Below are 13682 nucleotides of genomic sequence, written 5' to 3' on the forward strand. Positions count from 1 at the left end.
CGGAAGGCGGGCGGGTCCGGGCGCGTGCCGCGCGCGGACCCGCCCGCCGCAGCGGGTCAGCGGACCGGCTCGGCCTCGGTGCTCGCCGGCGAGCCCGTGGGCAGCGCGTTGGCGGCGACCACGTCGCGGTACCAGTACGCGCTGTCCTTCCAGGTGCGCTCCATCGTGTCGCGGTCCACGCGGACGACGCCGAACCGCTTGGCGTACCCGTGCGCCCACTCGAAGTTGTCCATCAGCGACCACACGAAATAGCCCCGCACGTCCGCCCCGCCCTCGATGGCCTCGGCCACCGCGGAGAGGTGGCGGTGCAGGTAGTCGACCCGGCGCTCGTCGTGGACGCGGCCGTCGGCGTCCACGGCGTCGGGGAACGCGGCGCCGTTCTCGGTGATCATCGTGGGCAGGCCCGGATAGTCGCGGTGCAGGCGCAGCAGGAGCTCGGTCAGGCCGGTCTCGTCGATGTTCCAGCCCATCTCCGTGTACGGACCCGGCTGCTGGACGAACTCGACGTCCTCGCACGCGATCCACGGCGAGGCGGCACCGTCCTGGTGCCCGTCTGCGGTCTCCTTCGCGGAGCCGCCGTCCCACTGGCGCACCAGGGTCGGGTTGTAGTAGTTGACCCCGAGCACGTCCAGCGGCTGGCAGGCGGCGGCCTCGTCGCCGTCGCGGACGAACGACCAGTCGGTCACCGCGGCGGTGGCCTCGATGAGGTCGCGCGGGTAGGCGCTCTCCAGCATCGGGCCGAGGAAGGCCCGGTTGGCCAGGGCGTCCGCCTTGCGCACGACGGCGGCGTCGGCCTCGGACACGCCGCGCACGTGGTGCAGGTTGAGCGTGACCGACATCTGCGCGCCGCGGGCCGCGGTCGAGCGCAGCGCCTGGACGGCCAGGCCGTGGCCGAGGTTCAGGTGGTGCACGGCGGCGAGGGCGGCGGCGTGGTCGGTCCTGGCCGGGGCGTGCACGCCGGAGGCGTAGCCCAGGTAGGCCGAGCACCACGGCTCGTTCAGGGTGATCCAGGCGCGGACGCGGTCGCCGAGCGACTCGCCCATGAGCCGGGCGTACTCGGCGAAGCGCAGCGCGGTGTCGCGCTCGGGCCAGCCGCCCGCGTCCTCCAGCTCCTGCGGCAGGTCCCAGTGGTACAGGGTGGCCACGGGGGCGATGTCGCGCGCGAGCAGGCCGTCGACCAGCCGGGAGTAGAAGTCCACGCCGGGCTGGTTGAGCGGCCCGCGACCGCCCGGCTGCACGCGCGGCCAGGAGATGGAGAAGCGGTAGGCGCCCACGCCGAGCCCGGCCAGCAGGTCGAGGTCCTCCTCCAGCCGGTGGTAGTGGTCGCAGGCCACGTCACCGGTGTCGCCGTTGGCCACCAGCCCGGGGGTGTGGGAGAAGGTGTCCCAGATCGACGGGCCCCGGCCGTCCTCGTTCCAGGCGCCCTCGACCTGGTAGGCGGCGGTGGCGGTGCCCCACAGGAAATTCTCGGGGAAAGCGGTCATGCGGCTGCTCCTAAAGAGTGATCTCGATGTGATCGGTGCCGGACTCGGCGGTGCCGAGAATCCCCGCTGACTGCAGGCGCCAGGGCGCGGGGGAGCCCTGGACGCGACGGGCCCGCACGCGATCGCCCGCGCGGGACACCTCGAACACGGCGCCCGCCCCGCCGTCCAGGGCGGGGACGGTCACGGTACGGCTCGCGCCGTCGGCGAGCTCGTAGACGTCCAGGGTGACGCCGTCGGCGTAGTCGTAGTCGGGCCGGTCCTCCCTTGCGCCGGTCGCGATCACCGCGCCCGGCCGCACCAGCAGCGGCAGGCTGTCGAACCCGTGCCGCTCGGTTCGCCAGCCGGGCCCGGTCACGCTCCGCCCGTCGAGCAGCCGGGTCCACACCCCCTCAGGTACGTAATACGAAATGTCGCCCTCGGTGGACAGTACGGGCGCCACCAGCAGATCCGGCCCCAGCATGTACTGGGCGTCCAGGTAGTCGCACGCCCGGTCCCCGGGGAACTCCAGCTGCATCGCCCGCATCATCGGCAGCCCGTCGGTCGTCGCCTGGACGGCGGCGCCGTACAGGTAGGGCATCAGCCGCGCCTTCAGCCGCGTGAACAAGCGCAGCACCTCGACCGACTCCTCGTCGAACAGCCACGGCACCCGGTACGACCCGCTCCCGTGCAACCGGCTGTGCGACGACAGCAGCCCGAAGGCCACCCACCGCTTGAACACGGCCGGATCCGGACGCCCCTCGAACCCGCCGATGTCGTGGCTCCAGAACCCGAACCCGGCCATCCCGAGCGACAGCCCGCCGCGCAGCGACTCGGCCATCGCCTCGTAGGTCGACTCGCAGTCGCCGCCCCAGTGCACCGGCATCCGCTGCCCGCCGACCGTGGCCGAGCGCGCGAACAGCACGGCCTCGCCCGCCCCGCGCCGCTCGGCCAGCACGTCGTGGACGGTCTGGTTGTAGAGCAGGCTGTAGTAGTTGTGCATCCGCTCGGGGTCGGAGCCGTCGGCGTAGGCGACGTCGGTCGGGATGCGCTCGCCGAAGTCGGTCTTGAACGCGTCCACCCCCATGTCCAGCAGCCCGCGCAGCTTTCCCGCGTACCACTCCCTGGCGGCCGGCGAGGTGAAGTCCACCAGCGCCCGCCCCGCCTGCCAATGATCATCCTGCCAGACGGTCCCGTCCGGGCGGCGCAGCAGATGTCCCGCCGCCGCACCCTCGTCGAACAGGGCCGACGCCTGCCCGATGTACGGGTTGAGCCACACGCACACCCGCAGCCCGCGTTCCTTCAGCCGCCGCAGCATGCCCTCGGGGTCAGGGAACACCTCGGGGTCCCACTCGAAGTCGCACCACCGGTACTGCCGCATCCAGAAGCAGTCGAAGTGGAACACGCTCAGCGGCAGGTCGCGCTCGGCCATCCCGTCCACGAACGACGTCACCGTGGCCTCGTCGTAGTCGGTGGTGAACGACGTGGACAGCCACAGCCCGAACGACCAGGCGGGCGGCAGCGCGGGCCGGCCGGTCAGCGCGGTGTAGCGGCGCAGGATGTCGGCCGGGGAGGGCCCGTGGATGATCAGGTATTCCAGGTCGTGGCCCTCGGTGCTGAACTGCACCTGCGAGACGCTCTCCGAGGCCACCTCGAACGACACCCGCCCGGGATGGTTGACGAACACCCCGTAACCCCGGTTGGTGAAGTAGAAGGGGACGTTCTTGTAGGCCAGCTCGCTGCTGGTGCCGCCGTCGTCGTTCCAGCTGTCGACGGCCTGCCCGTTGCGCACGAGGGCGCCGAACCGCTCGCCCAGGCCGTACACCAGCTCGCCCGCGCTCAGGCGCAGATGCTCGATCATGAAGTGCCGGTCCTCGGCGTCGTGCACGATGCCGAGGCTCTTGCCGGCGCTGCGGGTGAGCTCGCGCCCGCCCGCGCTGAACGACAGCTCCCACGGCGCGTCCCGCCGCACCCGGACGGTGAGGGCGCCGCTGGTCAGGCCGGCCTCCTCGCCGTCCACGGCGATCTCCACCCCGGGCCGCTCGTCGCGCACCTCGAACGCCGGCCCGGCCGGGACGGACCCGGCGAAGTGCACCGCGCGGACCCTGATCACGTCCGGCATCGGCGACGACAGGTCCACCCGCAGCACGGGCCCGTCGATGGTGTTGCCGCGCCGGGTGATCGGCCGCGTCGGCGCCAGCACCCGCAGCGACGCGGTGTCCGCGGTCACGTCGTGGGCCGACGCGGCGTACTCACCCCGCACTCCTGGACGCATCCGCCAATAGCCGTCTTTGAACTTCATGCCGATCCGTTCTGGGAGTCGCCGTGATCGAGGGGTGTCATGGGACCTGCCGGCGTGGGGGCCCGGAGCTGTCACCGATCACCAGCCGGCAGGGCACGAGCCGTTGCCGCGGCCCGCCTTCTCCCAGGGACCGGGCCCGGCCTTCCAGGCGGTCGATCAGCAGGCGGGCGCCGAGCCGGCCCAGCTCGGCGCTCGGCGGCTCCATCGTCGTCAGCCTGGGACGGAACATCTCGGCGACCCGCGAGGAGGACAGCACCAGCATCAGCGTCAGATCGCGGGGAACGCGCCACCCGCGCGCCGCCACGGCCGCGAGCACGCCGACCGCCACGTGGTCGTCCATCACGGCCAGCGCCGTCACGTCCGGGTGCGCGGACAGCAGGGCCTCGAACGCCCGGCCGCCCTCCTCGGCCGAGCCGGGGCGGAAGTCGTCCACGTAGCCGATCCCGGCCAGCGCCGCGGCCCCGGCGAGCTCCGCTCCCGCGCGGATGGCCGGGCCGTACTGCGCCGCGTAGGCGTCGGTCGAGTGGTTGAAGAAGGCCAGCTTGCGATGCCCGAGCCCGGCCACGTGCGCCACCGCGTCCCTGGCCGTGACCGCGAAGTCGATGTCGGCGTAGTCGATCGGGCCGGGCTCGCGGGTCCGCCCGATCATGCTGAACGCGACGCCGGCCCGCGTCAGGAAGTCCACGCGCTCGTCGTCGAGGCGCACCTCCATCAGCAGCACGCCGTCCACCAGCCCGAGGCCGGTGAGGTGGCGCAGCTCCTCGATCGGGTCGGCGTTCTCGGGGGAGAGCAGCAGGTGGTAGCCCAGCTCGCGGGCCTCCTCGGCGGCGCCGGTCGCGAACTGCATCTCGGTCAGCCCGAACCCGCCGCGCGGGGCCGGGTACAGCAGCGCCAGGATGCGGGTGCGCTTGCTCTGCAGGCCGCGGGCCAGCAGGTTCGGGCGGTAGCCGAGCTCGGCCGCGGCCTGCTCGATGCGCAGCTTGGTCGCCGCCGCCACCGGGCGGGTGCCGTTCAGCGCGGCGGACACGGTGCTGACCGCGACCTGTGCGCGCTCGGCCACGTCTCGTAGCGAAGGCATTCCCCTCCGACCCCTCGGAGCCGTCGACCGTGGAGTGGCCGAATTGGCGGTCGAAACGTTTCGCACAAACCTAAAGTCCGGTTTGTGGGGATGTCAATGCCGTCGAATCGGATGTCCTAAATCCGGCAGGCGGAGTGGGCGCGGCCCGCGGACCGCGCCCCGTCCGCCCGGACCGTCAGTACACGTAGGGCCAGCCCGCCGAGTCCCAGCCCAGGAGGTTGATCCCGAGCTTGGGCGTGCCGCCGGCCGCGCCGTCGTAGTAGTGGTAGACGAGCAGGTCGCCGTCACTGTCGTGCAGGATGCTCTGGCCGCCGGGGCCGATGAAGCGGCCGTGGGTCTCCAGGACCAGCGTGCCGCCGCCGCTCAGCATGGAGCGCCCGGAGCGGTCGGTGTACGGGCCGGTGGGGCTGCTGGACCGGCCGACCTTGATCTTGTACGTGCTGTCGGTCCCCGCGCAGCATCGGTCGTAGGAGGCGAACAGGTAGTAGTAGCTCCCGTGCCGGACGATCGCCGGCGCCTCGACGGCGTAGGGGGCGTCGGGGCGGGTGGCCAGGTGGTAGAGCGTCTGGTCGGAGGACAGCTGCTTGCCCGTCGACGGGTTCAGCCGGATCATGCGGATGCCGGTCCAGTAGGAGCCGAAGCTCAGCCACCACCGCCCGGAGGAGTCCACCAGGAGGCTCGGGTCGATGGCGTTGTGGTCGGAGCTCGTGCTGGTGGCGTAGACGATGCCCTGGTCGCTCCACGAGCCGGGCCGGCCGGTGGAGCTGGTGGCCAGGCCGATCGCGGAGTTGTTGGAGCCGAAGCTGGAGACCGCGTAGTACATCAGGTATCTCCCGCCCTGCTGGGAGACGTCCGGCGCCCACGGGTCGTTGCCCGGCGAGTACGTCCGCCACCACGACGGCGGCGAGCCGAAGGCGGACCCGGCGCGGGTGAAGTTGATCCGGTCGGTGGAGGTGCGGGCCTCCAGATAGCCGTGCGTCGAGTAGACGACGTAGCCGGACGAGGTGCGGATCATCGTGGGGTCGTGCACCACGACGTCTCCCGTGACCCGGCCGGGGTCCGGGTAGGCCAGCGAGCCGCCCAGGAGCGGCAGCGCGGCGAGTGCGGCGACGATGATGCGGGGCAGGCGGCGCAAGGGTCCTCCTCGATGGGGTGAACAGGCGGCGGAGGCGTGAACTCGCCCGTGCCGTGCGCCTGCCGGGACGCTGCGCCGGTGCGTCGGTGGAAATGTAAGTGCGGCCTTTCCCGGGCGTCAACCCTGCCGCCGCGAACCGTGAAACTTACATCGGGGTCCGGCCAGGCGTGCCCGGTCGGCCGCGGGATCGGGGCGGCCGGCGCGCACCGGCCCTTGACAGGCCCTGTCAGCGTTCGTAAGTTCAAGCCGCTTCGCGAATTGATGTTAACGCTAACAGGCCTGCCGGAGCTGCGCCACAGCGCCAGACCAACCGAGATCGGCACCCGCCCCGCGCGGGTGCGGCACGACGGCCGGGGCCCGGCCGGTCACCATCAGCCGCCGGCCGGCGGGGGGAGCGGTGGAGTCGTCAGCCGCCGGCCGGCGGCATCGCCGCAGTGGTCAGCCGCCCGGCGGCGGGGGAGCGGTGGAGCGGCGCTGGATCAGCTCTATCGGTCCCGCCAGCACCTCGGCCACCGTGTCGTCCGGCTTCAGGCTGCCGAGCAGCGTCACCCCCCGCCGGCCCAGCTCGGCCAGCGGCATCCGCACCGTGGTCAGCGCCGGGAACAGGTAGCTGGCCAGGTCCAGATCGTGCACGGCGACGATCGAGACGTGCCGTGGGATCTCCAGCCCGGCCGCCCTGACGCCCTCCATGGCCCCGATCGCCGAGGCCACGTTCGCCACGAACACCGCCGTCGGCCGTTCGGGGCCGGCCAGCAGCCCGGCCATCGCCGCGGCGCCGCCCGCCGGGGTGTAGTCGGCCGCCACGATGGGCCCCTCCGGCAGCCCGGCCTCGTGCATCGCCGCCGAATATCCCGCCGACCTGCGGGCGGCCGTGTCGGCCCCGGCCGGGCCCGCGAGGTGGGCGATGCGCCGGTGGCCGAGGCGTACGAGGTGCTCCACCGCCAGCGCGGCGGCCCGCTCGTCGTCGAGTATGACGTAGCGCTTGACGCTCGTGCTGCGGTTGTTGAGCATGAGCCATGGCACGGCCGCCCGGTCGAGCTGCTCGACGAGCCCCGGGTCCTCCCTGGTCCCGGCCAGCAGCAGGCCGTCGATGCGGCCCTGCCCGAGCCGGTCCATGTACTCGCCGGCCCCCGCGCCCGTCGCGCTGCCGGTGACCAGCACGTAGCCCAGGGAGGCCGCCTCCGCCTCCGCGCCCTTGATGATCTCCGCGTAGACGGGGTTGGCGAAGTCGGGGATGAACAGCCCGAACATGTGCGCGCGGGCCGTGCGCAGGCTGCGCGCGGCGACGTTGGGCCGGTAACCCAGCTCGTCGATCGCCGCCAGCACCCGCTCGCGCGTCTCCTGCCGGATGTTGAGCGTGGGGTCCTTGTTGACGACGCGGGAGACGACGGCCCGGTCGACCCGGGCGAGCGCGGCGACGTCGGCGAGCGTCACCCTGGCGCGCTTCATGCCGGCGATCCCGGGCGCACGCTCTGACCGCTGTCCATCGACCGGTAGAGGGCGTCGAGCAGGCGCAGCGTGCCGAGGTTGTCCGCGCCGGAGGTCTCGGGCTCGCCGCCGTCCGCGATCGCCGCGAGCAGCGACCCCATCGGCCCCGCGACCGCGTCCGGCAGCCACCGCGTCGTCACCGGGTACGGCAGCCAGCCGTCGGTGGGCAGCACCCGGCTGTTGACGGCCAGGGTGTCGGGGCGGCCGTGCGGATAGTCGTACAGGAGGCCGAGCGTGCCCTTGATCGCGCCCTCCGTGCCGTCGATGCGGAAGGACGCCTCCTGGTCGTCCGTGCGGTTCTCGTGCGTGACGTGGACGAGCGCCCGCACGTCCCCCGGGTACACCAGCGTGCTCATCGTCCGGGTCTCGCCCTTGGCGGCCTGGCCCGGCGTGCGGCTGCCGGTGCAGAAGACGAGCTCCGGGTCGCCGAGTATCGAGCGGATCGCGTCCAGGTAGTGGATGGAGTGGTAGACGATCTCCAGCCGGTCGGTGGTGACGAGCCAGTCCCAGGCGCTCCAGTCGGTCAGGATGTTCACGGTGAACGTCATCGCCGTCGGCTCGCCGATCCAGCCCGCGCGCACCATGGCACGGGCGGCGGCGATGCCCTCGTCGAAGCGGAGCTGCTGGTTCACCGCGACCTTCAGCCCGCGGGCCGCCGCCAGCTCGACGATCCGCGCGCCGGTCGCCACGTCGGGCGCGAACGGCTTCTGGCACAGCAGGTGCTTGCCCGCCTCCAGCGCCGCCCTGGCGATGCCGGGCTGCGCCTCGGGCGCGACGGCGATGTCCACCACCGCGACCCGCTCGTCGGCCAGCAGCTCGCCGAGCGAGCCGTACGTCCCGGGCAGCCCGTGCCGGGCGGCCACCTCGGCGGCGCGGCCGGCGTCGAGGTCGTACAGGCCGCACACCTCCAGCCCGGCCTGCCGGTAGGCGGGCAGGTGGGCCACGTCCACGATGGCGCCCGCGCCGACGACGGCGATCGGCAGCCGGTGCCCGGCCGGGACGGACAGGTCCGCCGCGGCCGCGATGGGCGCGAAAACGTCGATCATGATCTGATCTCCTGGATGGCGGGCGGGCGGGTCACGAGGTCTCCTGGATGCGGTAGAAGCGGGTCGCGGTGCCGCCGAGCACGGCCGCCCGGCCGGCGTCGGAGAGCCCGGCCAGCGCCACGCCCGTCTCCCGCCACACCTTCGCGTAGTCGCCGGCCAGCAGGGCCACCGGCCAGTCGCTGCCGAACATCAGCCGGTCGGGCCCGAACACCTCGATCGCGTGCTCCACGTAGGGCCGCAGGTCCGCGCCGGTCCACGTCTCCGTGCCGGCCCCTGTGCCGGCCCCTGTGACGGCGGCCGTGTTGAGTCCCGACACCTTCGCGTAGACGCCGGGGCACTCGGCCGCGCGGGCGAGCAGCGACGCCCAGGGCTCCCAGCCCTTCTCCGCGATCGGCGGCTTGGCGAGGTGGTCGATCACCATCCGCAGGCCCGGCACCCGCTCGGCCAGCACCGGCACGTGCTCCAGGTGCCGGGGCAGCACCGCGACCACGTCGAACGGCAGCCCGGCGGCCGCCAGCAGCCCGAGCCCCTCGATCACCGAGTCCCGCACCACCCAGTCGGGGTCGGGCTCGTCGTGGATCAGGTGCCGGACCCCGGCGAAGCGGGGATGGCGCCGGTAGCGCTCCAGCGCGGCGGCCGCCTCGTCCGGCCGGTCCAGCGGCACCCAGCCCACGACCGCGCCGATGAACGGGTGGGCGTCGGCCTGCGCGAGCATGGCGTCGGTGTCGGCGTAGGAGTCCATCGACTGCACCAGGACCGTGCGGTCCACCCCCGCCGCCGCGAGCTGGGGGATCAGCTCGGCGGGCTCGAACGTCCGGTGGATCGGCCCGGCCTCGGGCGTCAGCCAGGGGTAGGACCCCGTCTCCAGGTTCCAGAAGTGCTGGTGGGCGTCGACGACGGGCATCGGGCCTCCTCCCATGATCAATCGATTGAGCGTGCACAACGTAGAGCTACCCGGCGGAGGTGTCAAAGGCGCGCGCGGGCGGCTGCACCAGCTCCAGGGTGATCTCGTCGGGGTCGAGGAAGTAGCAGGCGTACCCGCCCTTGTTCACGCCCGCCGTGATCTCGCCCGGCGGGTTGACGAAGCGGACCCCGGCCGCCGACAGGCGGGCGTGCTCGGCGCGGGCGTCCTCGACGGTGAGCGCCAGGTGCGCCGCCCCCGGCAGGTGGCGGGCCGGGTCGCGGGGCTCGCCCCTCGGCCGTACGTACTCGACCAGCTCCAGGTCGTGCGTGGACAGGCCGCGCGGCTGGCCGGGCACGGCGAGCTGGGCGACGCGCAGGACGGCGTCGGGGTAGCCGACGAGCCTGCGGGTGTAGTCGTTGTCCTGCTCCTGCCGGTGCACCAGGGTGAACCCGAGCAGGCCGTGGTAGAAGTCCACGGACCTGTCGAGGTCGGCGACGGTGAAGGAGAAGTGCCAGACGCCTCTCATCGCAATGACTCCTGCCTGATGCCGGCCGGCGGTCCGGCCGGCTGGGGTGGTGAGGACCGGGGCTCGCGGATCCGGCGGACCTGCCGGGCGCGCCCGGCCACCGTGTAGATGGCGGCGGCCACGACGACGACCGTGCCCACGATGACGCCCTGGTAGTTGGCTCCCAGGTTCAGCACGTTGAAGCCGTTGTCCAGGGTGAACAGGATGAGCGCCCCGACCACCGACTTCAGCACGCTGCCCAGGCCGCCGAACAGCGAGGTGCCGCCGAGGATGGCCGCGGCCAGCACGGTCAGCTCGGTGCCCTGCAGGCCCGTCGGGTTGATGGCGAGGAGCTTGGCGGCGAACAGCACGCCGACGAAGCCGGAGCCGAGCCCGTTCAGGACGAACGCGCCGATCTTGTAGCGGTTGACGTTGATCCCGGACAGGCGCGCGGCCTCGGCGTTCGCGCCGACCGCGTACAGGCGGCGGCCGATCACGGTGTAGCGCAGCACCGCCCAGGTGATCGCGGCGATCACGATCAGATAGTACGTCGGCTTGCTCAGGCGCAGATCGAACCCGAGCACCGGGTCGAGCACGAGGGCGACGGCACCGGCGGCGGCGGTGACGATCCCCGCGACCGGCCGGCCGCCCGACCGGCGGGCCAGCAGTGCCATGACCGCCCCGGCGACGACGGCCGCCGCGCCGAGCAGGGCCGGGAGGTGCGGAACCGTCCAGTAACCGGCCTGCAGGGCGATCAGCGACTGCTGGGCCTCGGGGTCCTCGGCGGTGATCGTCCGGCCGTCGGTCAGGATGAGCACCAGCCCGCGCACCGCCGTCATGGTGCCCAGCGTCACGATGAAGGCGTTGATGCCGACCAGCTGCACGATCAGCCCGTTCACCGCCCCGCACACCAGCCCCGCGCCGAGCGCGATCGCCATCGCGACCGGCAGCCCGAGCGGCGCGACCAGGCTGAGCACGGTCGCGGCCGAGAACGCGGCGACGGAGGCCACGGACAGGTCGAAGTTCCCGCTGATCAGCACGACCGTGGTGAAGACGGCGAGGATCGCGATCAGCGACGACTGGTCGAGGATGTTGATGACGTTCGTCGCCGACAGGTAGGGCGGGCGGCCGAGCTGGGCGGACAGCAGGGTCAGGACGGCGACGATCAGCAGCAGCGCGTAGACCACGCCCGCGTTGCCCGGCCTGAGTGCCGCCGCCAGGCGGGAGCGTCCCGCCCCCGTGCCGGATTCACGCGGCATCGCGGGCGCCTCCCTCGCCGAATCCGTTCGCCAGCATCAGCAACTCCTCCTCGGAGGTCTCGTGCGCCGCCCGTTCGGCGACGATCCGGCCCTCGCGCACGACCAGCACCCTGGTCGCCACGGCGAGGATCTCCTCGAACTCGCTGCTCGCCACGAGCACCGCGCCGCCGCCGGCGGCGAACGCGCGGACGAGCTCGAGGATGTCGGCCTTGGCCCCGACGTCCACGCCCGCGGTGGGCTCGTCGAGCAGGAACACCCGCGCGCCGCCGTACAGCCACTTGCCGAAGACGACCTTCTGCGCGTTCCCGCCGGACAGCTCGCCCGGCAGCGCGCCCGGACCCGGGCAGACGATGCCGAGATCGGCGATGGCCCGCACGGCCCGCTCGGTCTCGGCGGGCTCGCGCGGCAGCGCCCGTCCGGACGACAGCGCCGGCAGGTGCGGCAGCGAGATGTTCTTCCAGATCGGGAACGTGCCGACCAGGCCCTGGGCGCCCCGGTCCTCGGGGACGAGCGCCATGCCGGCCGCGACCGCGGCCCGCGGGGTGCGGCGTAGCGGGCGGCCCTCGACCAGCACCTCGCCGCGCGCCCGCGGGTCGGCCCCGTAGACGGCGTGCAGCAGCTCCGAGCGCCCCGAGCCGAGCAGCCCGGCGATCCCGATCACCTCGCCCGCCCTGGCCTCGAACGACACCTCGCGCACGCCCGCCGGCGAGCTCAGCCCGCGCACCGACAGCAGCACGCGGGCGTCGTCCGCGAGGGGCGCGGCGGCCTTGCGCTCGACGGCCAGCAGGTCGCGGCCCACGATCGCCTGGACCAGCCGGTCCTCGTCGTAGCCCGCGGTCTCGCCCTCCTCCACCACCGTGCCGTCGCGCAGCACGGTGATCCGGTCGGTCAGCGAGAGCACCTCGTCGAGGAAGTGCGACACGTACAGGAAGGCCGTGCCCTGCGCGGACAGCCGGCGCACCACGTCGAAGACCACCTGCCGCTCGCCCTCGGCCAGCGAGGCGGTCGGCTCGTCCATCACGACCAGCTCCGCGCCCGTGGCCAGGGCCTGCAGGATCGCCACCATCTGCCGCTCGCCGATGGCCAGCCCGGACACCTCCGCGTCGGGGTCGATGGCGTAGCCGACCCGTTCGAGCAGCCGCGCGAACTCCGCGCGCCTGGCCCGCGGCAGCCGCCAGGGGCCGCGTGCGCCGAGGAACACGTTCTCCAGCACGCTCAGCGTGGGCGCGAGCGGCACGTGCTGCATGATCGTCGCCACGCCGGCCTTCCTGGCCGCGCCGGGCGCGCGCCAGACGACCTCTTCGCCTTTCCAGCGCACCACGCCGGAGGTCGGCTCGTGGGCGCCGGCGATGACCTTGATCATCGTGGACTTGCCCGCGCCGTTCGCCCCGACCAGGCCGTGCACGCTGCCCGGATGGACGGTGAGCCGGGCCGCGCGCAGCGCGACCGTGCCGTTCGGGAACGACTTGCCGATGCCCTCCATGGACAGCAGCGGCGGCCCTACCATTGCGGCGTGCAATCGGCGAGGTTGTCCTTGGTGATCGCCGGGGTGTCGTAGGTCACGAAGGCCGCGTCCTGCTTCTGCTCGCCGGTCAGGTGCCGGTAGAGCGTGTCCAGCGCCAGCTTGCCGAGGTCCTCGGGCTTGTAGCAGACGGTGCCGGAGATCGCGCCCGACTTGACCGCGTCGATGCCGAGCTTGCTGCCGCCGATGCCGACGATCTTGGCCTTCGACCCGGCCGCCGTGACGGCCTTGGCGCAGCCCACGGCCATGTCGTCGGACTGGGCGTAGAAGAGCTGGGTGCCGGGGCTGGAGGAGAGCATGTTCTGGCAGGCCGACTGGGCCTTGTCCTGCACCCAGTCGCCCGGCTGGCGGGCCACGACCTCGTACGTCGCGCCCTTGGCCGCGGCCGCCTTCGGGAACTCCTGGAAGCGGTTGACCACCTCCGCGAACCCGGCCGCGCCCTCCACGATCGCGAGCTTGCCGCCGCCCGGCACGACGGAGGCGGCGATCTCGCCCGCCTTGCCGCCCGCGGCGTACTCGTCCTGGGTGACCAGCGCCACCAGGCCGGGGTAGACGTCCTTGAGCTGCCGCGTCTTGGGGTCGCCGACCTGGGAGGCGACGGCCACGGTCGGCACGCCCGAGGCCTTGAGCCGGTCGGCCAGACCCTGCGCCACGCCCGAGTCGACGGGCAGCATGAGCACGCCGTCGGGCTGCTGGGCGATGAGGTCCTGGATGTCGTTGCTCTGCTTGTCCGCCTTGCCCTGCGCGTCGAGCTCGACGATCCGCACGCCGAGCTTGGCCGCCTCCTCCTTGATGCCCTTGCCGATGGCGGCGGGGAACGGGAAGCTCAGGCCGAGGTTCGAGACCCCGACGGTGTATTCCTTCTTGCCGTCGCCGGACGAGCCCGTGCCCGTGCCTGTGCCCGTGCCCGTGGACGATGAGCCGCAGGCCGTCGCGCCGGCGAGGAGGGCGGCGGCGACGAGGATTGCCTTCTTCATGGTTCT

11 protein-coding genes are annotated in these 13682 nt (G+C 73.0%); all 11 read right to left on the reverse strand.

The window, feature by feature from the left end; genetic code table 11:
- Nucleotides 1-56: 56 nt before the first annotated feature.
- Nucleotides 57-1484: a GH1 family beta-glucosidase gene (locus tag ETD85_RS23580; RefSeq protein WP_138691944.1), complete on the reverse strand. Its 1428-nt coding sequence runs from the start codon at nt 1482-1484 to the stop codon at nt 57-59.
- A gap of 10 nt (nt 1485-1494) precedes the next feature.
- Nucleotides 1495-3762: an alpha-xylosidase gene (gene yicI, locus ETD85_RS23585; protein WP_138691945.1), complete on the reverse strand. Its 2268-nt coding sequence runs from the start codon at nt 3760-3762 to the stop codon at nt 1495-1497.
- Between the two features lie 37 nt (nt 3763-3799).
- Nucleotides 3800-4840, reverse strand: a complete 1041-nt coding sequence (locus ETD85_RS23590; RefSeq protein ID WP_138691946.1) for a LacI family DNA-binding transcriptional regulator — start codon at nt 4838-4840, stop codon at nt 3800-3802.
- Nucleotides 4841-5015: 175 nt separating this feature from the next.
- On the reverse strand, nt 5016-5975 hold the full coding sequence (locus ETD85_RS23595; RefSeq protein ID WP_240779339.1) for an arabinan endo-1,5-alpha-L-arabinosidase: 960 nt from the start codon (nt 5973-5975) through the stop codon (nt 5016-5018).
- A 438-nt stretch (nt 5976-6413) separates the two neighbouring features.
- Nucleotides 6414-7424 carry a LacI family DNA-binding transcriptional regulator gene (locus ETD85_RS23600; protein ID WP_138691947.1) on the reverse strand — a complete coding sequence of 337 codons (1011 nt, stop codon included), beginning with the start codon at nt 7422-7424 and terminating at the stop codon, nt 6414-6416.
- Nucleotides 7421-8509: a Gfo/Idh/MocA family protein gene (locus tag ETD85_RS23605; RefSeq protein ID WP_138691948.1), complete on the reverse strand. Its 1089-nt coding sequence runs from the start codon at nt 8507-8509 to the stop codon at nt 7421-7423. Before ETD85_RS23605 ends, ETD85_RS23600 begins: the two co-directional genes overlap by 4 nt.
- A 31-nt stretch (nt 8510-8540) precedes the next feature.
- On the reverse strand, nt 8541-9413 hold the full coding sequence (locus ETD85_RS23610) for an amidohydrolase family protein (RefSeq protein WP_138691949.1): 873 nt from the start codon (nt 9411-9413) through the stop codon (nt 8541-8543).
- Nucleotides 9414-9459: 46 nt separating this feature from the next.
- Complete coding sequence (locus ETD85_RS23615) at nt 9460-9939, reverse strand: VOC family protein (RefSeq protein WP_138691950.1); 480 nt, start codon at nt 9937-9939, stop codon at nt 9460-9462.
- Nucleotides 9936-11177, reverse strand: a complete 1242-nt coding sequence (locus ETD85_RS23620) for an ABC transporter permease (RefSeq protein ID WP_138691951.1) — start codon at nt 11175-11177, stop codon at nt 9936-9938. The genes ETD85_RS23615 and ETD85_RS23620 overlap by 4 nt, the downstream gene beginning before the upstream one ends.
- Nucleotides 11167-12696 carry a sugar ABC transporter ATP-binding protein gene (locus ETD85_RS23625; RefSeq protein WP_206058490.1) on the reverse strand — a complete coding sequence of 510 codons (1530 nt, stop codon included), beginning with the start codon at nt 12694-12696 and terminating at the stop codon, nt 11167-11169. The genes ETD85_RS23620 and ETD85_RS23625 overlap by 11 nt, the downstream gene beginning before the upstream one ends.
- On the reverse strand, nt 12678-13676 hold the full coding sequence (locus ETD85_RS23630) for a sugar ABC transporter substrate-binding protein (protein ID WP_138691952.1): 999 nt from the start codon (nt 13674-13676) through the stop codon (nt 12678-12680). Before ETD85_RS23630 ends, ETD85_RS23625 begins: the two co-directional genes overlap by 19 nt.
- Nucleotides 13677-13682: the final 6 nt, after the last annotated feature.

Origin of the sequence: Nonomuraea zeae, from assembly GCF_005889725.1 — a bacterium.
Taxonomy (GTDB): domain Bacteria; phylum Actinomycetota; class Actinomycetes; order Streptosporangiales; family Streptosporangiaceae; genus Nonomuraea; species Nonomuraea zeae.